Annotated in this window: 16 protein-coding genes; 9 read left to right on the top strand and 7 right to left on the bottom strand. The window is 62.3% G+C overall.

Going from position 1 to position 20,786, the window contains the following annotated elements; translation table 11 throughout:
• The first annotated feature begins 111 nt into the window (after positions 1–111).
• Entirely contained in the window at positions 112–381 is a 270-nt protein-coding gene (locus tag BLW22_RS20435) for a response regulator transcription factor (protein ID WP_065926621.1), read from the top strand.
• A 62-nt stretch (positions 382–443) separates the two neighbouring features.
• Here the strand turns inward: BLW22_RS20435 and BLW22_RS20430 are convergent, their stop codons facing one another.
• Entirely contained in the window at positions 444–722 is a 279-nt protein-coding gene (locus tag BLW22_RS20430; protein WP_027603943.1) for a DUF3509 domain-containing protein, read from the bottom strand.
• Between the two features lie 395 nt (positions 723–1,117).
• Between BLW22_RS20430 and BLW22_RS20425 the strand changes: the two genes are divergently transcribed.
• From BLW22_RS20425 to BLW22_RS20405, 5 genes are all read left to right on the top strand, one after another.
• The gene (locus BLW22_RS20425) at positions 1,118–2,944 is read left to right on the top strand and encodes a long-chain-acyl-CoA synthetase (RefSeq protein WP_074847385.1); all 1,827 of its coding nucleotides are present in this window, start codon (positions 1,118–1,120) and stop codon (positions 2,942–2,944) included.
• Positions 2,945–3,040: 96 nt separating this feature from the next.
• Positions 3,041–3,556 (top strand): ankyrin repeat domain-containing protein, encoded by a 516-nt coding sequence (locus BLW22_RS20420; protein ID WP_027603945.1) that lies wholly within the window; start codon positions 3,041–3,043, stop codon positions 3,554–3,556.
• A 41-nt stretch (positions 3,557–3,597) separates the two neighbouring features.
• Complete coding sequence (locus BLW22_RS20415) at positions 3,598–4,128, top strand: hypothetical protein (protein WP_065948604.1); 531 nt, start codon at positions 3,598–3,600, stop codon at positions 4,126–4,128.
• A gap of 67 nt (positions 4,129–4,195) precedes the next feature.
• Complete coding sequence (locus BLW22_RS20410; RefSeq protein WP_003172956.1) at positions 4,196–4,387, top strand: PLDc N-terminal domain-containing protein; 192 nt, start codon at positions 4,196–4,198, stop codon at positions 4,385–4,387.
• 346 nt (positions 4,388–4,733) lie between these two features.
• On the top strand, positions 4,734–6,821 hold the full coding sequence (locus BLW22_RS20405) for an LTA synthase family protein (protein ID WP_065926624.1): 2,088 nt from the start codon (positions 4,734–4,736) through the stop codon (positions 6,819–6,821).
• A gap of 69 nt (positions 6,822–6,890) precedes the next feature.
• Here BLW22_RS20405 and BLW22_RS20400 read toward each other — a convergent pair whose 3' ends face one another.
• On the bottom strand, positions 6,891–7,043 hold the full coding sequence (locus BLW22_RS20400; protein ID WP_015885095.1) for a DUF3309 family protein: 153 nt from the start codon (positions 7,041–7,043) through the stop codon (positions 6,891–6,893).
• Positions 7,044–7,371: 328 nt separating this feature from the next.
• Here BLW22_RS20400 and BLW22_RS20395 point away from each other — a divergent pair, with 328 nt between their 5' ends.
• Both BLW22_RS20395 and csrA read left to right on the top strand, forming a co-directional pair.
• On the top strand, positions 7,372–8,187 hold the full coding sequence (locus BLW22_RS20395) for an SDR family oxidoreductase (RefSeq protein WP_065926625.1): 816 nt from the start codon (positions 7,372–7,374) through the stop codon (positions 8,185–8,187).
• A 127-nt stretch (positions 8,188–8,314) separates the two neighbouring features.
• Complete coding sequence (gene csrA, locus BLW22_RS20390) at positions 8,315–8,512, top strand: carbon storage regulator CsrA (protein WP_065926626.1); 198 nt, start codon at positions 8,315–8,317, stop codon at positions 8,510–8,512.
• 1 nt (position 8,513) lies between these two features.
• On the opposite strand, the gene BLW22_RS20385 is transcribed toward csrA, so the two are convergent.
• The 4 genes from BLW22_RS20385 to BLW22_RS20370 form a co-directional block, all read right to left on the bottom strand.
• Entirely contained in the window at positions 8,514–8,741 is a 228-nt protein-coding gene (locus BLW22_RS20385; RefSeq protein WP_003236706.1) for a YheU family protein, read from the bottom strand.
• A gap of 59 nt (positions 8,742–8,800) precedes the next feature.
• Complete coding sequence (locus tag BLW22_RS20380; RefSeq protein ID WP_065926627.1) at positions 8,801–9,985, bottom strand: osmoprotectant NAGGN system M42 family peptidase; 1,185 nt, start codon at positions 9,983–9,985, stop codon at positions 8,801–8,803.
• Positions 9,986–10,095: 110 nt separating this feature from the next.
• Positions 10,096–11,832: an N-acetylglutaminylglutamine synthetase gene (gene ngg / locus BLW22_RS20375; RefSeq protein WP_065926628.1), complete on the bottom strand. Its 1,737-nt coding sequence runs from the start codon at positions 11,830–11,832 to the stop codon at positions 10,096–10,098.
• 3 nt (positions 11,833–11,835) lie between these two features.
• Positions 11,836–13,608: an N-acetylglutaminylglutamine amidotransferase gene (locus BLW22_RS20370; RefSeq protein ID WP_074847384.1), complete on the bottom strand. Its 1,773-nt coding sequence runs from the start codon at positions 13,606–13,608 to the stop codon at positions 11,836–11,838.
• Between the two features lie 310 nt (positions 13,609–13,918).
• On the opposite strand from BLW22_RS20370, the gene BLW22_RS20365 reads away from it, so the two are divergent.
• Positions 13,919–18,739 carry an NEL-type E3 ubiquitin ligase domain-containing protein gene (locus BLW22_RS20365; RefSeq protein WP_074847383.1) on the top strand — a complete coding sequence of 1,607 codons (4,821 nt, stop codon included), beginning with the start codon at positions 13,919–13,921 and terminating at the stop codon, positions 18,737–18,739.
• An 8-nt stretch (positions 18,740–18,747) separates the two neighbouring features.
• On the opposite strand, the gene mnmC is transcribed toward BLW22_RS20365, so the two are convergent.
• Entirely contained in the window at positions 18,748–20,742 is a 1,995-nt protein-coding gene (gene mnmC, locus BLW22_RS20360) for a bifunctional tRNA (5-methylaminomethyl-2-thiouridine)(34)-methyltransferase MnmC2/FAD-dependent 5-carboxymethylaminomethyl-2-thiouridine(34) oxidoreductase MnmC1 (RefSeq protein ID WP_074847382.1), read from the bottom strand.
• Between the last annotated feature and the right edge of the window lie 44 nt (positions 20,743–20,786).

Below are 20,786 nucleotides of genomic sequence, written 5' to 3'. Positions count from 1 at the left end.
GCACTGAAACCATTCGTTATGTAACTCTCTGCGTCGCCAGTGTTTGTGCCACCTGTCAATAGGAGGAATCCGAATGGTGGTAGGGCATCAGCCAATAAAAGGAGAGATGTAATGAATGGCCCAGAGGAGTCGTGTCCGCCGCCGTGTGTCGTAACCAATGCTGTCAGGAGACGCCTGAGCCTGTCCGGTAAGCCCCTGACTCCAGCGGAATTGGAGATCTTACGCTGGGCCTCGGAGGGCAAGACTGTCTGGGAAATCAGCCAGATTCGTGCCACGTCCGAAGCCACCGTCAAATTCCACCTGCGCAATATCTACGGCAAGCTGGAAGTCACTAACCGCGTGCAGGCGATGAATGAGGCGGCTCGCCAAGGCCTGTGCTGACACACATCAATAAAAAGGCCGCGACGCTCAATAGCGTCGCGGCCTTTTCATGACTGCGGTATTTACGCCGAGTGGTAGGTCGGCAGGGCAAAGCGGTTCTGGCTTTGCAGCATGGAAATTTGCGGCAATTCACTGGCTTGTTCGGCCAAGTCGCGACGAATCGCGCTGATCACCCAGGTCAATTGATCGGCGGTGTGCAACTGCTGGTAAGAGATCGAACGCTTGACCTGCTTGCCGTCACTGTTGCGCAGGGTCAACAGGATGCCGCCGTCGGGACGTGGCTGGGTGGTGACATCGTAGTTGGAGAATACTGAAGCGAATTTATCTTGGATCAGGCTCATGTCTATCAGCTCCGTTGGCTCAAGTTGGCAAGCATGGAGTGATAGGTGCAGTGATTGTGCCAGCTCATGATTTATAAAAATATCGTTATAAATCAACAGATTGAAAATGTCTTGGATTTTCGATTTCGTGCAATTTGCATGAATGGCCATCATGCATCCTGCATTTTGCGCTACTCGATAGGGTGGGATGGGCGCGTCGATACTCGTAAAGACTGTTTCTGCGCAGCTAAATTCCTTTTTTGAGGGCATGCCGGTTGGGATACAAAACTTTTCAAATCCCGCGTGTACAGCCGAAGAACGGCTGACGTATTTTCCTGCAATGCATTCGGCCTTCCGCTTACGGAGGTATCGGTGCTTTTGGATCAGACGAAGAATAAGAAAAAGGACGTTCCTCCATGAGTCACCCGCACAACGACATGATCACCTGGGGCAAGCTGCTGAGTAAGGTGCCGGCCATCGTCCGTGCCTTGCCGCGCGTAGTGCGTGGCATGCGTGCCGCCAATGTCACCGACCCCGCGCAGCCTTGCGGGCTGGGCTGGCACTTTGAGCAAGCCACCCTGCGCAACCCCGACGGCAACGCGTTGCTGTACGGCGACCGTGTGCTCAGCTACACCGACGCCAACCAGCGTGCCAACTGTATTGCCCATCACCTGCAAGCCCAGGGCATCGGCAAGGGTGACGTGGTGGCGCTGTTTATCGAAAACCGCCCCGAATTACTCTTGAACGTGCTGGCCGTGGCCAAGCTGGGTGGCATCTGCGCGATGCTCAATACCGCGCAAACCCAGGCGACGCTGGTGCACAGCCTGACCCTGGTGAGCCCGGCAGCCATTATTGTCGGCGCGGAACTGGTGGCCCCCTATGACGTGGTGCGCGATCAGGTGGCCATCGCGGCTGATCGAACCTGGTTCGTCGCCGATCAACCGTCCAGCCTGGTACCGCAGGGTTATATCGACCTGGTGGCTGCGAGCGCCGAGTGCCCGGTGGACAACCCTGCCAGCACTGCGCAGATCTTCTTTAACGACCCTTGCTTCTATATCTACACCTCCGGCACCACCGGCCTGCCGAAGGCCGGCATCATGAAACATGGCCGCTGGACCAAAACTGCCGTCAGCTTCGGCAGCATCGCGCTGGACATGGGCCCTGACGACGTCCTGTATTGCACTTTGCCGCTGTACCACGCCACCGGCCTTTGCGTGTGTTGGGGCTCGGCGATTGTCGGGGCATCGGGCTTCGCCATTCGCCGCAAGTTCAGCGCCAGCCAGTTCTGGGACGATGCGCGCCGATTCAAGGCGACCACCCTCGGCTACGTCGGTGAGTTGTGTCGTTACCTGCTCGACCAGCCACCCGGTGAAAACGACCTTGATAACCGCGTGACCAAGATGGTTGGCAATGGCTTGCGCCCCGGCGTGTGGGCGCAGTTCAAGGCACGCTATGGCGTGGAGCATATCTGCGAGCTGTACGCGGCCAGTGACGGCAATATCGGTTTTACCAACGTGCTGAATTTCGACAACACCATCGGTTTCTGTCTCCAGCACTGGGCGCTGGTGGACTACGCCCATGACAACGGCGAGCCGCTGCGTGGCAGCGACGGTTTTATGCGTAAAGTCCCCACGGGCGGGCAGGGCCTGTTACTGGCCAGGATCGATGAAAAATCGCCCTTCGACGGCTACACCGACCCGGAAAAGAATCGCCGGGTGGTACTCACCGACGTGTTTGAAAAAGGTGATCGCTACTTCAATACCGGCGATTTGTTGCGCAGCATCGGCTTTGGCCATGCGCAATTTGTGGATCGCCTGGGGGATACCTATCGCTGGAAAGGTGAAAACGTGTCCACCACCGAGGTCGAGAACGTCCTGCTGCAACACCCGCAGATCGCCGAAGTGGTGGCTTATGGCGTCGAGATCGAAAACACCAATGGCCGTGCGGGCATGGTCGCCATCACCCCGAGTGAGTCCCTGGCCTCGCTGGACATGCGCGAGTTGCTGCAATTCGCCCACGGCCAGTTGCCGCACTATGCAGTGCCGCTCTTCCTGCGGATCAAGGTCAAGATGGAAACCACCGGTACCTTTAAGTACCAGAAGGTCAAGCTCAAGGAAGAGGCCTTTGATCCGGACAAGGCCGGCAATGACCCGGTGTATGCCTGGTTGCCGGGGTCGGACTGCTATGTGCCGGTCACCGGGCAACTGTTGGCACAGATCCAGGGTGGTCAGTTCCGCTATTGATTCTGTCTATGGCCGCTTTTGGTAAAAAGGGCATGACAGTGGGGAACTCCCTCGCGACACTGGCGGCCTATAAAGCACCAGACAAGGAGCCCCCACATGTCAGACCACGCCAAACAAATGACTGAAGACGAAGCCGCCGAATTTGCCGAGCAGGTCTTCGACGTCGCCCGCAAAGGCGACGCCGCCATGCTCGCCGCGCTCCTGGCCAAAGGCTTGCCGGCCAACTTTCGCAATCACAATGGCGATACCTTGCTGATGCTGTCTGCCTACCACGGCCATGCCGAAGCGGTAAAAGTGCTGCTGGAGTTCAAGGCCGACCCGCTGATCGCCAATGACAAGAACCAGCTGCCCATCGCCGGCGCGGCGTTCAAGGGCCACTTGCCGGTGGTCAAGGCGCTGATTGAAGGGGGCACGCCGATCGAGGCCGCCTCGTCCGACGGTCGTACTGCGTTGATGATGGCCGCCATGTTCAACCGCGTCGACATGGTCGACTACCTGCTCAGCCAAGGCGCCAACCCCAAGGCCACCGATGCCCAGGGCGCGACTGCGCTGGCGGCGGCGCAGACCATGGGGGCGAAGGACACGGCGGCGCAGCTGGAGAAACTGGTGTAGGCTGTGCGCCCTCAAAAACCAGCCCGCTACAGGATCACCCCATGAAAACCGCCCTCGTCGAACTTATCAGCAAAATCAGCGCCGGGGTCATGGGCGAGGATGAGGTGGCGCGCATCGCCGAAGAGGCCGCCCAGGCCTACGCCGACCCGGCGGCCTTCCTGGCCGCCAACCCGGATATCAACTACGACGACAGCTTTCCGATCCCGCTGGGGGAGTGGGTGGTGGTCGGCAGCCTGCCGGATACCGTGCTGTTCCAGGCCGATACCTATGGCGACCTGTTTGCGCAGATCGTCGCGTCGTTCGGCCCGGGTGTGGCGTTCAACCTCAAACCCAAGCAACTGGCCAAGACTGACGGCCTCACCGCCCTGAACCGTATCCAGATCCAGATGAGCGCCCTGAGCCCGGAAGACGGCGGTTATGTGCTGCTCAACTTCAGCCAGTTGCTGGACGACGAGATCCAGGCGGTGCTGGTGTTCGGCAATGACCTGCCGCGCGTGCTGGCGTTGTGCGCCGAAGTCGGCATCCAGGCCGAGCCGTCCCTGGAAGCGCTGAAGGTTGCCGTGCACGTCTGAAATAAAACGGAACCCCGGCCAGGGCTGGCTATCCTACAAGGGCATGCCCTCACTTAGGAGCGACACCATGGGTTCCACTTTCAACGGTCTGATCGGGCTGATCATCCTGGCGCTGGATATCTGGGCGATCATCAATGTGTTCAAAAGCGGCGCAAGCACCGGGGCCAAGGTGTTGTGGATCCTGTTGATCCTGCTGCTGCCGGTACTGGGCCTGATCATCTGGGCTATCGCCGGGCCGCGCGGCAACGTGCGGATCTGACCCCGCACCCTCCTTGTAGCAGCTGCCGAGCCTTGGCGAGGCTGCGTCAGCGGTGTATCAGACACACCGCACACGCAGCCTCGCCAAGGCTCGGCAGCTGCTACGGTACTTGCTCGTTTCTTCGCTGCATTTTGTGTATCGAAATATTCGCTGCACACAATTTTCACATCTTATCCAAGACAATCCGCCGGCTCTATCTTTCCCTGCCAAGGCCCTGCCTCAGGTGCTTTTAAAGGCGGCGCAGCGGTGCTCGTTCAGTAATTAATAGCCTTGATGCCGTTGATCGGGCACCATTCGCGCCACTGCACTACTTCGTCACTAAACTTCCAATGGGTCCTGAAACGACATGGCAAACCCGGACGCCCTGAGTCAGCAGCGAGCTTCTAATCGCCTGCTGCAACCGACCGTCAAATCCCATCTGGCGTACACGCTGCTCTGCGCACTGGTCATGATGGTGATGCTCTCCCTGCTGCGCCTGGCGCTGCTGGTCTACAACCGCGAGATGATCCTCGACACGCCGGCCTCGACCTTCCTTGAAGCGTTCGCCAACGGCCTGCGTTTTGACATCCGCCTGGTGGTCTACCTGCTGATCCCGCTGCTGCTGGCACTGTTCAGCGTACGGGCCATGGCCGCGCGTGGGTTCTTCCGCTTCTGGCTGACCCTTGCGTCCAGCATCGCCCTGTTCCTGGGCTTGATGGAGATGGACTTCTACCGCGAGTTCCACCAGCGCCTCAACGGCCTGGTCTTCCAGTATGTGAAGGAAGACCCGAAAACCGTGATGAGCATGCTCTGGTACGGTTTCCCGGTGGTGCGCTACCTGCTGGCCTGGGCCGTGGGCACGCTGATCCTGAGCATCGCGTTCAAAGGTGCCGACCGCGCCACGCGCCCACGTGGTCCGTTCAGTGGTGGCAGCATCGGCACGCGCCAGGTGGCGCCGTGGTACAGCCGCATCGCGGTGTTCGTGGTATGCCTGCTGATCGCCGTGGTTGCCGCCCGTGGCACCCTGCGCCAGGGCCCGCCGCTGCGTTGGGGTGATGTGTACACCACCGATTCGAACTTCGCCAACCAGTTGGGCCTCAATGGCACCTTGTCGCTGATCGCGGCGGCCAAGGCCCGGTTCGGTGAAGACCGCTCCAATGTCTGGAAGGCGACCCTGGACCAGCCGCTGGCCACCCAGACCGTGCGTGACATGCTGGTGCTGCCACAGGAAAAACTGGTCGATACCGACATCGCCGCCGTGCGCCGCGACTACACGCCGCCGGCCGAGAAGACCCTGCCGATCAAGAACGTGGTCGTGATCCTGATGGAAAGCTTCGCCGGTCACTCGGTAGGCGCCTTGGGGCGTCCCGGCAATATCACGCCGTACTTCGACAAACTCTCCAAGGAAGGCCTGCTGTTCGACCGTTTCTTCTCCAACGGCACCCATACCCACCAGGGTATGTTCGCCACCATGGCCTGCTTCCCGAACCTGCCAGGCTTTGAATACCTGATGCAGACCCCGGAAGGCAGCCACAAGCTGTCGGGCCTGCCGCAGTTGCTCAGCGCCCGTGATTTCAACGACGTGTATGTCTATAACGGCGACTTCGCCTGGGACAACCAGTCGGGCTTCTTCAGCAACCAGGGCATGACCAACTTCATCGGCCGCAACGACTTCGTCGACCCGGTGTTCTCCGACCCGACGTGGGGCGTGTCCGACCAGGACATGTTCAACCGTGGCCTGGAAGAGTTGAAGGCCCGTGAAGGCGGCAAGCCGTTCTACGCACTCCTGCAAACCCTGTCCAACCACACGCCGTACGCATTGCCGACGCCGTTGCCGGTGGAGAAAGTCACTGACCGTGGCAGTCTCAACGAGCATTTGACGGCCATGCGTTACTCCGACTGGGCCCTGGGCCAGTTCTTTGAAAAGGCCCGCAAGGAGCCGTACTTCAAGGAAACCCTGTTCGTGATCGTGGGCGACCATGGCTTCGGCAACGAACAGCAGATCACCGAGATGGACCTGGGTCGCTTCAACGTACCGATGCTGATGATTGCACCGGGCGTGCAGGAGAAGTTCGGCGAGCGTGACCACACCGTGGGCACCCAGATCGACATCGTGCCGACCATCATGGGCCGCCTGGGTGGCGACACCCTGCACCAATGCTGGGGCCGCGACCTGCTGAACCTGCCGGAAGGCGACAAGGGCTTTGGCGTGATCAAGCCATCGGGCAGCGACCAGACCGTGGCCTTGGTCACCGCAGACCGCATTCTGGTACTGCCCAAGGAAATGCCACCGAAGCTGTGGCAATACGAACTGGGCGCCAACCCGAGCGGTAAGGTGATTGCCGAATCGCCGGACGAGGCTGCACTCAAGCAGAAACTCGAAGCGTTCCTGCAAACCGCGACCAAGAGTTTGCTGGATAACACCGCAGGTGTTGTAAACGGTAAGCCGGACTAATTAACCGGCAATAAAAAAGAGGCCTTTTTCAAGGCCTCTTTTTTTTGCTTCGTTATTATCGCGGGGCGGTTATATCCGGCCCAGCAACAACAGGACCAGCAGCACCACCAGCACTACACCGAGGATACCCGACGGGCCATAACCCCAATTGCGCGAGTGCGGGAATACCGGCAGGCCGCCGACCAGCAGGAGGATCAAGATAATGATCAGAATGAGGCTCATGGTTTTTTCCTTATTGTCTTTCTGCAAAGACCGGTTGTTTAACGATAGGCCTGCAGAGTTAATTACAGACGCCTTAACTACTCCGACTCTGGTGCTTCGCAGAAAATTCCATGTTTTTTTAAAGCATTTCGATCAGTCGCTTATTTCTTTTAATTCGCGCTCATCCAGCACTTATTAGTTGAAAAACATTGAACTTAGGCGGACGGCAGGCATCCGACCCGGCCCACGGTTTGCCTGGGGCATTCATCACTCTGATGGTGCGTGGGTGCAGGAAAAACCTTCGCTACACTGCCGATCACTTCTTCTGTGAACCACAAGGCTACTTCCTATGCAAAATCGCATGATGATCACTGGCGCCGGGTCCGGCCTGGGTCGTGAAATCGCTCTGCGCTGGGCCCGTGAGGGTTGGCAGTTGGCCTTGTCGGACGTCAGCGAGCCAGGCTTGCAGGACACCCTGAAGGGAGTGCGTGAAGCCGGTGGCGATGGCTTTATCCAGCGCTGCGACGTGCGCGACTACAGCCAGCTCACGGCGTTTGCCCAGGCCTGCGAAGTGAAGCTGGGCGGCATCGATGTGATCGTCAACAACGCCGGCGTAGCCTCGGGCGGCTTCTTTGCCGAGCTATCGCTGGAGGACTGGGACTGGCAGATCGCAATCAACCTGATGGGCGTGGTCAAGGGCTGCAAGGCGTTCCTGCCGCTGCTGGAAAAGAGCAAGGGCCGCATCATCAACATCGCCTCGATGGCGGCCCTGATGCAGGGGCCGGCCATGAGCAACTACAACGTGGCCAAGGCCGGTGTGGTGGCGCTGTCGGAGAGTTTGCTGGTGGAACTCAAGCAGCAGGAAGTCGGCGTGCATGTGGTGTGCCCGTCGTTCTTCCAGACCAACCTGTTGGACTCGTTCCGTGGGCCCACACCGGCGATGAAGGCGCAGGTAGGCAAGCTGTTGGAGAGTTCGCCGATCTCGGCGGCGGACATTGCCGACTACATCTACCAGCGTGTGGCGCAGGGCGAATTCATGATCCTGCCCCATGAGCAGGGGCGGATGGCCTGGGCCCTGAAGCAGAAGAACCCGCAGTTGCTCTATGACGAAATGACCACCATGGCCGACAGGATGCGCGCCAAGGCACAGGCTGTTAAGGGCTGATCAGGCAGTAGTCTGTCAGGCAATTTACCTGCATAGGTAGGTATTGCCTGATTTTGCCGCGAGGCATTGCTGCGCCCACACCCAGCGCGCATGGTCGGGGTCCTGTCATTCAATAAGGACAACCGCCATGCTGGTCTTAAGCCGCGCCGTAGGCGAAATCATCGCCATCGGTGATGACATCACCGTGCGCATTCTCGAGCTGAACGGTAATCAGGTGAAATTTGGTGTTGTTGCGCCCGTCGGGGTGCATGTCCATCGCGCCGAGGTGTACCAAAAGATCCTCAAGCGTCAAACCCCGCAATCCCAGCCCGCCACCAACCCCTGAGTCAGTCGAACAGATGCTTGGGCACATCGTGCTTGAGCATCAACTGGCACTGCTCGCTGTCCGGGTCGAACACAATCAGCGCCTGGCCCTTGGTCAGCGCCTGGCGCACCCGCAGCACGCGGGTTTCCAGGGGCGTGTCGTCACCATTGTCGGTGCCGTCGCGGGTCACGAAGTCTTCGATAAGGCGGGTCAGGGTGTCGACTTCAAGTGCGTCGTAGGGAATCAGCATACAAGCCTCAGATGATGGATCCCGGCGATCCTACTGCGCCGGGACCGCAGTTGCCAGCGTCAGGACTTCTGGCCGACCAGGCTGTCCACCGATGGCACACGCGTGTCGCTCTCCATCTGCGTTTCGTGCTCGATCTGATGGCTGAACCGATCCAGTGAGCCCTGGGCCGGTTGTGCGTCACTGGCGAACACCGGCGGGCTGAGGATATACGCGCCCAACAGCCGGCTCAGTGCTGCCAGGCTGTCGATATGGGTGCGCTCATAACCATGGGTCGCATCGCAACCGAACGCCAGCAGCGCCGTGCGGATGTCGTGGCCGGCCGTCACCGCCGAGTGGGCATCGCTGAAGTAATAGCGGAACAGGTCGCGGCGCACGGGCAAGTCGTTATCCGAAGCCAGGCGCAGCAGGTGGCGGGAGAGGTGATAGTCATACGGCCCGCCGGAATCCTGCATGGCCACACTGACCGCGTGCTCGCTGGAGTGCTGGCCGGGAGCGACCGGGGCGATATCGATACCGACAAATTCACTCACATCCCAGGGCAGGGCCGCCGCAGCGCCGCTGCCGGTTTCCTCGGTGATGGTGAACAGCGGGTGGCAGTCGATCAGCAACGGTTCGCCGCTGTCGACGATGGCCTTGAGCGCAGCCAACAGCGCGGCGACGCCGGCTTTGTCGTCCAGGTGGCGGGCACTGATATGCCCGCTCTCGGTGAACTCGGGCAACGGGTCGAACGCCACATAGTCACCGATGCCGATCCCCAGGGAATCGCAATCGGCGCGGGTGGCGCAATAGGCGTCCAGGCGCAATTCCACGTGGTCCCAGCTCACCGGCATTTCATCCACGGCGGTGTTGAACGCGTGCCCGGAGGCCATCAACGGCAACACGCTGCCACGGATCACCCCGTTGTCGGTAAACAGACTGACGCGGCTGCCTTCGGCAAAGCGGCTTGACCAGCAGCCAACCGGGGCGAGGGTCAGGCGGCCATTGTCCTTGATCGCACGCACGGCGGCGCCAATGGTGTCCAGGTGCGCCGACACCGCGCGGTCGGGGCTGTTTTTCTGGCCCTTGAGGGTGGCGCGAATGGTCCCGCGCCGGGTCATTTCAAACGGGATGCCCAGCTCTTCCAGGCGCTCGGCGACGTAGCGCACGATGGTGTCGGTAAACCCGGTGGGGCTGGGAATGGCGAGCATTTCCAGCAGGACTTTTTGCAGGTAGTTGAGATCCGGTTCGGGGATGGTTCGGGTCATAAAGGTTTCCTTTAGTTGCAAGCTTTGAGCTGCAAGCTTCAAGTTAAAAGCGGTATCTGAGGCTTGCCGGCATTGCTCTAGGCTTGAGGCTTGCAGCTTGTAACTTGAGGCTATCCACTGTGGGGGAATAGCAGGTCCACAAACTTCTCCGCCGTCGGCTGCGGTTCATGGTTGGCCAGGCCGGCCCGTTCGTTGGCTTCGATAAACACGTACTCGGGCTGATCGGCAGCGGCCACCATCAGGTCCAGGCCGACCATGGGGATATCCAGGGCGCGTGCGGCGCGCACGGCGGCGTCCACCAGCGTGGGGTGGAGGATCGCCGTGACGTCTTCCAGGCAACCGCCGGTGTGCAGGTTGGCGGTACGGCGCACGGCCAGGGTCTGGCCCCGGGGCAGGATGCTGCTGTAGTCGTAGCCGGCGGCGTGCAGGGTGCGTTCGGTTTCTGCATCCACGGGGATTTTGCTTTCGCCGTCGGTGGCCGCCTGACGGCGTCGGCTCTGGGCTTCGATCAGCGCGCCGATGGAATGCTGGCCGTCACCGGTCACTTCGGCGGGGCGGCGGATCGCGGCGGCGACCACCTCGAAACCGATCACCAGGATGCGCAGGTCCAGGCCTTCGTGAAAGCTTTCGAGCAATACGCGGCTGTCGAACTGCCGCGCCGCTTCGATCGCCTGCTGCACCTCTTCGATGCTCTGCAGATCCACCGCCACGCCCTGGCCTTGCTCGCCATCGAGCGGCTTGACCACGACGCGCTGGTGTTCGTCGAGGAACTCCAGATTGTCATCGGCGCTGCCCGCCAGTTGTTGCGCAGGCAGTTTCAAGCCCGCCGCTTTCAACACCTTGTGGGTGAGGCTCTTGTCCTGGCACAGGGTCATGCTGATCGCGCTGGTCAGGTCGCTCAGCGACTCGCGGCAGCGCACGCGGCGGCCACCATGGCTGAGGGTGAACAAACCGGCATCGGCGTCATCCACCTGCACATCGATGCCGCGTCGATGGGCCTCTTCGACAATGATCCGCGCATACGGGTTGAACCCCGCCTGCGGGCCGGGGCCGAGGAACAGCGGTTGGTTGATACCGTTCTTGCGCTTGATCGCAAAGGTGGTCAGCGCACGGAAGCCGAGCTTGGCGTAGAGGTTCTTGGCCTGGCGATTATCGTGCAGCACAGACAGGTCGAGATAGCTCAGGCCACGGCTCATAAAGTGCTCCACCAAGTGGCGTACCAACACTTCGCCCACGCCGGGGCGTGTGCACAGCGGGTCGACCGCCAGGCACCACAGGCTGCAACCGTTTTCCGGGTCGTGGAAGGCTTTCTGGTGATTGAGGCCCATCACGCTGCCGATCACCGCGCCACTGTCTTCGTCCTCGGCCAGCCAGTACACCGGGCCGCCTTCATGGCGCGGTGTCAGGCGTTCGGCGTCGACCGGCAGCATGCCGCGGCCTTGATACAACTGGTTGACCGCCAGCCAATCGGCCTCGCTCTGCACCCGGCGAATGCGGAAACCGCGAAACACGCGGGTGGACGGGCGATAGTCGCTGAACCACAGGCGCAGGGTGTCGGATGGGTCGAGGAACAACTGCTGCGGATCAATCCCGAGGATCTGCTGGGGCGCGGCCACATACAGCGCGATATCGCGCTCGCCGGGCTGTTCGTTGAGCAGCTCCTGGGCCAGGCTGGCCGGGTCCGGGAAGGTATGGCCGATCAATAGCCGGCCCCAGCCGCAATGCACCGCAATCGGCTCGGCGGCCAGCGGGCTACCATCTTCGGCCAGGCGCGCTTGCAGGCGCTCGTAGGTGGGCGCCTGGCCCTTTAACAAGCGTTGGCTGTAAGCCGCTGCATGGGGTTTCATCAATCAGATTCCTTGTTCGCTGAGCCACAGGTTCAACGCGGCCAGTTGCCACAGCTTCGAGCCGCGCAACGGGGTCAATTGACCTTGCGGGTCGGTGAGCAGGCGGTCGAGCATGGCCGGGTTGAACAGGCCGCGATCCTGGCTTGGGTCCAGCAGCAGTTCGCGCACCCAATTCAGGGTGTCGCCCTGCAAATGCTTAAGGCCCGGCACCGGGAAGTAGCCTTTCTTGCGGTCGATGACTTCGCTCGGAATCACCCGGCGCGCGGCCTCTTTCAACACTTGCTTGCCACCGTCGGGCAATTTGAATTTACCCGGTACACGGGCCGACAGTTCCACCAGGCGGTAGTCGAGGAACGGCGTGCGCGCTTCCAGGCCCCAGGCCATGGTCATGTTGTCGACGCGTTTGACCGGGTCATCCACCAGCATCACCGTGCTGTCCAGGCGCAGGGCCTTGTCCACGGCGGCGTCCGCGCCGGGCATCGCAAAATGCTCGCGCACGAAGTCGCCGGCGGCGTCGTTGGCGGTCAGCCATTTCGGTGCGACGGTGGCGGCGTAGTCATCGTAGCTGCGGTCGAAGAACGCCTCGCGGTAGGCGGCATACGGGTCGCTGGCGCCATCCACCTGCGGGTACCAGTGGTAACCGGCGAACAGCTCATCGGCGCCCTGGCCGCTCTGCACCACCTTGCAATGCTTGGCCACTTCCCGCGACAGCAGGTAGAAGGCGATGCAGTCATGGCTGACCATCGGCTCGCTCATGGCGCGGAACGCCGCCGGCAGTTGTTCGATGATCTCGCTTTCGGCAATGCGCAGTTGGTGGTGACGGGTGCCGTAGTGCTTGGCGATCAGGTCCGAATACTGGAACTCGTCGCCGCGCTCGCCGCCGGCGTCTTCAAAGCCGATGGAGAAAGTCGACAGGTCCTGCACGCCGACTTCACGCAGCAGGCTGACGAGCATGCTCGAGTCGACGCCGCCGGAAAGCAGAACACCGACATCCACGGCCGCCCGTTGACGAATGGCCACGGCTTCGCGGGTGCTGTCCAACACGCGGTCGGTCCAGTCTTCCAGGCTCAGGTTTTTTTCATCTTCATGGGGGCCGTAGGGCAGCGTCCACCAGGTTTTCTGCTCGGTGTTGCCTTCGGCATCGATGCGCATCCAGGAGGCCGGCGGCAGTTTTTCAATGCCCGCCAGCAGCGTGCGCGGAGCGGGCACGACGGCATGGAAATTCAAGTAGTGATTGAGCGCCACCGGATCGAGGATCGGGTTGATATCACCGCCCTTGAGCAGCGCCGGCAGGGCCGAGGCAAAGCGCAGGCGCTGACCGGTGCGCGACAGGTACAACGGCTTCACGCCGAGACGGTCACGTGCGATGAACAGGCGCTGGGCATCGCGCTCCCAGACGGCAAAGGCAAACATGCCGTTGAGCTTGGGCAGCAGTGCTTCGCCCCAGGCGTGGTAACCCTTGAGCAGCACTTCGGTGTCGCCGCCGGAATAGAAGGCGTAACCCAGGGCTTCAAGCTCCTGGCGCAATTCCGGGAAGTTGTAGATCGCGCCGTTGAATGCCAGGGACAGGCCCAGTTGGGCGTCGACCATCGGTTGGGCGGAGCCGTCCGACAGGTCCATGATTTTCAGGCGTCGATGGCCCAGGGCAATCGGCCCTTGGGCATGGAAGCCCCACGCGTCAGGGCCGCGGGGTGCCAAGTGATGGGTAATTCGCTCCACCGCTGCGAGGTCCGCAGGTTGGTGATCGAAACGTAACTCGCCAGCTAATCCGCACATAGGTTCCTTACCGGTTTTTCCGTTGGGGAGGGATAGAAATGCACGCGCCGAAACGGCGGGTACCTAGGGACTGACCCGAGGCTATACGCGGAGTTTTAGATCAATAAGTTATATGGCAAACCGCCGCCCCCCATTCGGAACACCCCTGCAGCCTGTGCGGCGTGGGTGAAAGGGGCGGTAATTAAGTCGAGGCGAGATGCAAAAAATCGACGCTTGCGCGGGCTGAACCTGCAGCTATTTGAACCCTTTTGCGCGGTCGCAGCGCTTATCGTCTGGCGTCATTGTTCAACGCGATAAAGGAACATTGCGAATGACGCAAACCACTGATTTGACCCAGGCGCTCGAGCCGGTGCCCCACGACCAATTGATGGCGGCGCTGCTGAATATCACCGGCGACCTGGATAAAGCGCAGGTCTTGCATGACACGCTGCCGGCCTGGTTGGTCAAGGCTGACTCCCACATATTGCAGGCCATCGAGCAGGCGTATGCCGACAGCGAGCGCCCCCGTGAAACCCTGCACCGGGTGCTGAACCGTCTGCAACCGCTGGATAAATTCTGTGCCGAACGGCTCAAGGCTTTCCTGGACGGCAAGGGGCCTGGGGGCCTCGACATCGAAAACGACACCCTGGAAATCCCCCGGCGCTCGTTCAGCGGTGTCAGCCAGGACCTGGGCGGCCAGGTGGTCGAGACCGTTACCCTGGAGAAGCACAGCCTGCTGCAAGCGGCCATGCAGAATTTCTCCCAGGCGGCTGCCGAGCCTGGCGGCTCGCCGACCACTGCCGTGGTGCGCATCGGCCCCAGGCGCCGAATTGCGCAAACCCTCAGCGCCCAGGCCTTTATCGGCTACTGCCGCGAGCTGAACCTGGGAGAGGCCTATCAGACCCATGTGCGCGAAGTATTCAACCTGGTGGCGCCCGACCAGGACTTCAATCCTTCGGTGACGCAGGTCGGCCAATCCCGTTGCGTGGACATGCAGATCGACCTGCATCTGGCCCATGCCAAGGGCGATATCGATGCACCGACCCGCGCGTTGCTGCTGGGCCTGGTCAAGGCGGATATGCCCGCCGGTGACATCCGGCAATTGTGGTTCAACCAGCAGCCGCTGACCTGGCAAGGCCTGAACATCGACGGCGCCTGCCTGTGGGGGGTATTGGTGTTTTCCAGTGCATCGGCCGAAGGGTTCTCCAGCGGCCCGATCGTGGTGTATATGCCCAACGAGCCCGTGCGGCCGTGGTACCGCTATGAATCACTGGAGCATTTCAAGCTCTACCTCACCCTCAAGCTTCACGTCAGTACCTATCGTGATTTCTTCAAGGGTTACCTGGACGAGTCCGAGCGTTTCGGTTTTTTCGAGCGTTTTGACCAGGAGGCCATCGTCGTGCGGGTGGCGCCGCTCCCGGTCACAGACAAGTTGTCGACATTCTTTTTCAATGCCTGCGTTGGCAAGATCCAGCTGGATGCGCAGGTATTGGCGGTTCCCAATGCCCAGGCCGATGACGACGCGCGTCGCAAGCGTATCCAGGATTACCTGGATGTCGGCTTGACGGTGCTCAACGTCGCCGGGTTCGTGGTACCGGTGGTGGGCCAACTGATGACCGGTGTGGCCATTGGGCAATTGCTTGGCGAGATGTTCGAGGGGGTGGATGACTGGCTGCACCATGACAAGCTCGGCGCCCTCAGGCACCTGACGAACATCGCGGAAAACCTCGCTGCCATGGCGTTGTTCGCCGCGGGTACAAAAGTCGTGGGCCGGCTGTGGCGAACCACACCGTCGGCGGCGGGGTTCTACGACAGCCTCGAAGCCGTGCGGCTGCCCGACACGTCCACGCGCTTGTGGCGCAGTCGTACCGAGCCGTATCGTCACACCGTCTCGCTCGAAGGCACAGTGGCCAGCCCGCGTGGGGTCTATCAGCTCAATGGCCAGTCCTACGTGAATGTCGACGGGGCGCTGTATTCGATTGTCTTTGACGCCCGCACCGGGCGCTGGCGAGCCCGGCATCCGCAGCGGGATTCGGCCTATCGGCCACCCTTGACCCACAACTACCAGGGCGGCTGGCAGTTCTCGTTCGAGCAGGCGGATGAATGGCGCAGCCCTGACTATATCCTGAGGCGGCTGGACCCCAGTCTCAGCGCCTTACCGGCCGGACACCTGCAGGAGATCGCCGCTATCACCGGCTCGACCTTACCGCGCTTGCAGCAACTGGCCAGGCAGAACCTGCCGCTGCCGGAGCGGCTGCGCGACTGTGCGCTGCGGTTCAAGCTGAACCAGGGGGTTCGCGACCTGATCTGGCAAATGGAGCATCAAGCACCGCTCGATGCGGCCACCACCCGTGTGCAGATGCTGGCCCTGCCACTGATGGACGGGTGGCCCCGTGGGCGTTTTTTCGAACTGCTCGACGACGAGGGCTACCTGCTTGAGCGCCATCCAGACACCGCGCCGTTCGATTACGAGGACTTGAGCATCCACCTCACCACGCAACAACTGCGGAACGGACAGATCCTGCCTACCCTGCTGGCCGCACTCGATTCCGAAGAAACCGCGCAATTGCTCGGCGGCACCTTCCACGCCGATGAAGCGCAAGCGGTACTGGCGCGGCGTCTCACCGCCTCGCTCAAGACCACGCATCAGGCGGTCTATGAGCGGCTGCGCATGGATGCCGATTTCATCGATCAGACCGATCACGGCCAGCTCAAGCAGCGCTTGCCGCAATTGCCGATCCGGGTGGCCTGGGAGGTCATGACCCAGGCCTCCACGGCCGAGCGCTGGCACTTGCGCCATACCGGGCGTGTGCCGCTGCGGGTCAGCCAGTGGGCCCGGGAAGCCCTGGAAGCGTTGGAGGAAGACGACGCGCTGGCCGGCCTGTATTTGCCGGAGCTGGCCACCGATGTGACACGGCGCGTGGCCACCGGCTTGCTGCAACGGGTTCCAGGCTGGCCCGAGGATCTGTTCTTGCAGGTGCGCCGCGAAAGCGTACAGGGCGCTGTCCTGGGACAGGTGGGCGACCCAGGCGCTGATATCAGTCGTTTCGTGGTGCAGTCGGCCAAGGGCTTTCGCGCCTACGATGGGCAAGGTAAGGCCTTGGGCGCGCTGGCCGGCGGGCCGGAAGGTTTCTACGAGGCGTTGCTCAACAGTTTGTCTGCCGCCCAACTCGACGCGCTGCGCCTGACCGCGAGCGGCAGGGCCAGCCAGTTGCGGCATGCATTGATTGGCAAGGCCCAGGATGAACGCAATCGCATCGGCCGTTACTTATGGCCCGAGCGCGCGGTACCCGAGGAGCCGGCCCTGTCGTGTGTGCAAGGCTCGCCGCCTGCGCTGCCTCCACAGCCTGCGGGCCTGATGCGCAAAGCTCGCAAACTCTTCCCGTTATTCGATGACCGGCGCCTGTCGACCTTCCTGCAGGACTTGGGCACCGATCACCTGTCCCGGGCCAAAGCCGTGCGCACCCTTGAGCAGCACTATGAGGCACTGCAGCGGGCGCTGAGGCTGTGGGCCAAGGGCAAACCGGCGCAGCCACACTCGGACGTCGCGCTGCAAGACTACCGCCTGGCTCGACACCAGGCCGCACGGGCCATCGAGCGCAGTTGGCAATATGCGTCGCTGGCGCCGGATGAACACCATCGGCAAGTGCCGAGCCTGTCCCTGGACGGCATGGCCATCGGGGCGTTGCCGACCTTGCCGGCGCACGTGCAGTTCGAGCATGTCCGGCAATTGTCGTTGAAACGCATGGGGCTGAACGATGACGTCGCGTATTTCCTCAAGCACTTCAAGGGGCTGCGCAGCCTGGAGTTGAACGGTAATCGGCTGACGCGGCTGCCGGAAGTGCTCCAGCACATGCGGTGGCTCAGGCAGCTGTACATGGCCGATAACCACCTGCAACTGACCGAGTACACCCGCACCAAACTTGCGGACCTGAAGAGCCTGGTCGTGCTCGACCTGAGCAACAATCCCCTGGTGGACCCGCCGGTCGTCAACAAGATGTTCGAGTTGCGCAACCTGATGCTGCGCAACTGCCGGCTGACCAGTCTGCCCACCGGCTTTACCCGCGTTCCGTACCTGGAGCAACTCGACCTGCGGGACAATGACATCGCCAGTTTGCCGGCATGGTTGTTCAATGCGCCGCGCGAGCACACCGAAGTCATCAATGTGCGGCATAACCCTTTGGACGCCAGCACTCGTCAGGCCTTGAACCGTTACCCGGACACCATCGGCGTGGGCATGGGCTTCGTGGAGGATGACATTGCGCGACTCAACGAGCAGACCGCACGTGAGCTGTGGCTGGGCGATGAGCGCGCGACGCACTTCGCCGAAAAGGCCGAGACCTGGCTGGGGCTCAAGGATGAACCCGGCTCCGACGGCCTGTTCAAATTATTGGCCGGCCTGGGCGGAGCCGCCGACACCAGCCACGTGCGCGAGGACATGAACCGCCGCATCTGGCGCGTGCTGGATGCCGCCGCAGGCGATACCCGACTGCGTGCCGAGGTCTTCGAGCGCGCGGCCACGCCGTTGAACTGTGATGACGCCGCTGCCGTGAGCTTCAGTAGCCTGGAGGTGCTGGTTGAAATCCACGAGGCCCCGCAGCGGGTGGAGGGCGGCAGGGTCACGGCCAAGCCGCTGCTCAGGTTGGCCAGGGGCTTGTTTCGCCTCGACCGCCTGGAGTCCATGGCCAGCCGGCACAGCGCCGAGCATCCGACGCTCGATCCGCTGGAGGTCAGCCTGGCTTATCGCACCGGGCTGGTGGAGCGCTTTCATTTGCCCGGGCAGCCCCGGCATATGCGCTTCGCCAGCCTGGCTGGGGTAACCGAGCATATGCTGGAGGTTGCCGAAGCGCAGTTGAAGGAGGCCGAGCTTTCCCCGCAACTGCTGAACTATATGGTGAAGCTGCCATTCTGGAGCAGTTACCTGAGGCGCACCCATGGCGGTTCGTTCGACACCCTGACCCAGCCCTTTGGCGAGCGCATGGAAGCGGTGTGGGCGCAAAGGGAAAGCTTGGGTGACGCTGACTATCACACCCAGATGGGCGCGATCCAGCGCGCGCGGGAAAGCGCCGAGCTCGTCGAGCTCAAACGCCTGACCCAGGAGGCGTTGAGGTTCGATGCGCTGGGCACCTGCGAATTGTCCCCGGCGGGTTGAAGCGCCGCCTACGGGGTCGTTTTTGCAACGTTGCTGCGAATCAACCCGCGCACCGCAAAGCGATTCGGGTGACAGGCCTCGGCCACGCTGCGGGGCAGGGGCAGCGGTTCGTTGTCCAGCCATGCCGCCAGCAACTCGCCGGACAGCGGCGCGGTGATCAGGCCCCGGGAGCCGTGGCCGCTGTTGATGTACAGGCCGTCCAGCCACGGGCAAGTGGCCTGTGGCGTGTGGCGGGCATCTTTGCGCAGCACGTCGTAGGCCTGGGCGAATGCCAGGCTGTCGGCCAGCGGCCCGACAATCGGCAAGTAGTCCGGGCTGGTGCAGCGGAAGGCGGCGCGGCCCTCCAGGGTCTCTGCGGCAAGGTCGGCGGCGTGCAGGCGCTGGGCCAGGTCCGGGGAAATCTCTTGCAGCAGCTCAAGGTTACCGGCGTGCTCGGCGGCGGTAGGGGTGAGGTCATCGTTGTTGAAATCAAAGCTGGCCCCCAGGGTGTGTTCGCCCAGGCGAGCCGGCGCCACGTAGCCCTCGGCACACACCACCGTGGCCAGGGCCTGGCTGGCGGCGGTCTGGGGCAGGCGGGTGATCTGCCCGCGAATCCGCTTGAGGGGCAACTCGGCGCCGGCGGCAAATCGTTTGACCTCAGCGGCCCCGGCCAGCACCACCACGGGGGCGCTGGCCAGCAGCCGATCACCGTCCCAGGCCTGCCAGTGGCCGTCGACTTTGCGCAGGTCCAGCACCTCATGATGGGCCAGCACCTCGATACCTGGCTGGCGCGCCTGCCATTGGCACAGCGCGGGGGGATGCACCCAGCCGCCTTCGGGGAAAAACAGCCCGCCCTGTTCCAGGCCCACCCCGGCGCGAGCCTGGGCTTGAGCCTTATCCAGCAGATGCAGCAGCTGCGGGGCGAATGCCTGGGCCAGTTGCGCCTGGCGTTCGGCCTCCTTGGCATTGAAGGCCAGTTGCAGCACGCCGCAGCCGTCCCAATCCACCCCGCGTTGCAGGTGCTCCAGCAGGCGCCGGGTGTACCCGAACCCGCTGACGATCATCTGCGACAACGCCGTGCCGTGTGCCGACAGCTTGAGATAAAGCACCCCTTGCGGATTGCCGGAGGCCTCCTGGGCGAGGCCGCCATGGCGCTCCAACAGGCTGACCTGCCAGCCCCGCGCCGCCAGGCTGGCCGCGCTGGCGCAGCCGGCCAGGCCGCCGCCGATCACCAGGGCGTGGCGCTCGCCAGTGGGCATGGTCGGGCGGGCGAACCAGGGTTTGGCGGCGGCCGGTGCCGGCGTGTCGGTCGGCCAGCCGAGAAACTCCCCGCGCAGGATTTCCCACTTGTGGCCGATGCCCGGCGTACGCTTCATCTTGAAACCGGCGGCGTTGATCAGCCGGCGCACCCAGCCGGTGCTGGTGAAGGTGCTGATGGTCGAGCCCGGGGCCGCCAGGCGTGCCAGCTCGGCAAACAGTTCGGCGCTCCACATCTCGGGGTTTTTCGCCGGGGCGAAGCCGTCGAGAAACCACGCGTCGATCTGTGCATCCAGTTGCGGCAACTGTTCCAGGGCATCGCCGATCAGCAGCGTGAGGGTGACGCGGCCGTTGTCCAGCACCAGGCGCTGTAAGCCTTGGTGGATGGCGATGTAGTGCGCCAGCAGTTGCTCGGCGAACGGCGCCAGCTCGGGCCAGAGGGCGAGGGCGCGTTGCAGGTCGGCGTGGCTCAGGGGGTACTTTTCCACGCTGACAAAATGCAGGCGCGCACCGGCCACGGCGTGTTGCTCGAACAACTGCCAGGTACAGAGGAAATTCAGGCCGGTGCCGAAGCCGGTTTCGCCAATCACCAGACGCCCGCCCGCCGGCAGGGCGGCGAAGCGCTCCTGCAAGCGGTTCTGTTGCAGGAACACATAGCGGGTTTCGTCCAGGCCCGATTGGTCGGAGAAATACACGTCGTCGAACACCCGCGAGTGCGGGCGACCTTGATCATCCCAGTCGAGCTGGGCGTGGGTTACGGGGTTCATGGGCGGCTCGGTAAAGGCAAGGCGGCCATTCTAGCCGATCAACA

The sequence above is a fragment of the Pseudomonas marginalis genome (assembly GCF_900105325.1).
Lineage (GTDB): Bacteria > Pseudomonadota > Gammaproteobacteria > Pseudomonadales > Pseudomonadaceae > Aquipseudomonas > Aquipseudomonas marginalis.
This window is presented reverse-complemented; position numbering and strand designations above follow the sequence as displayed.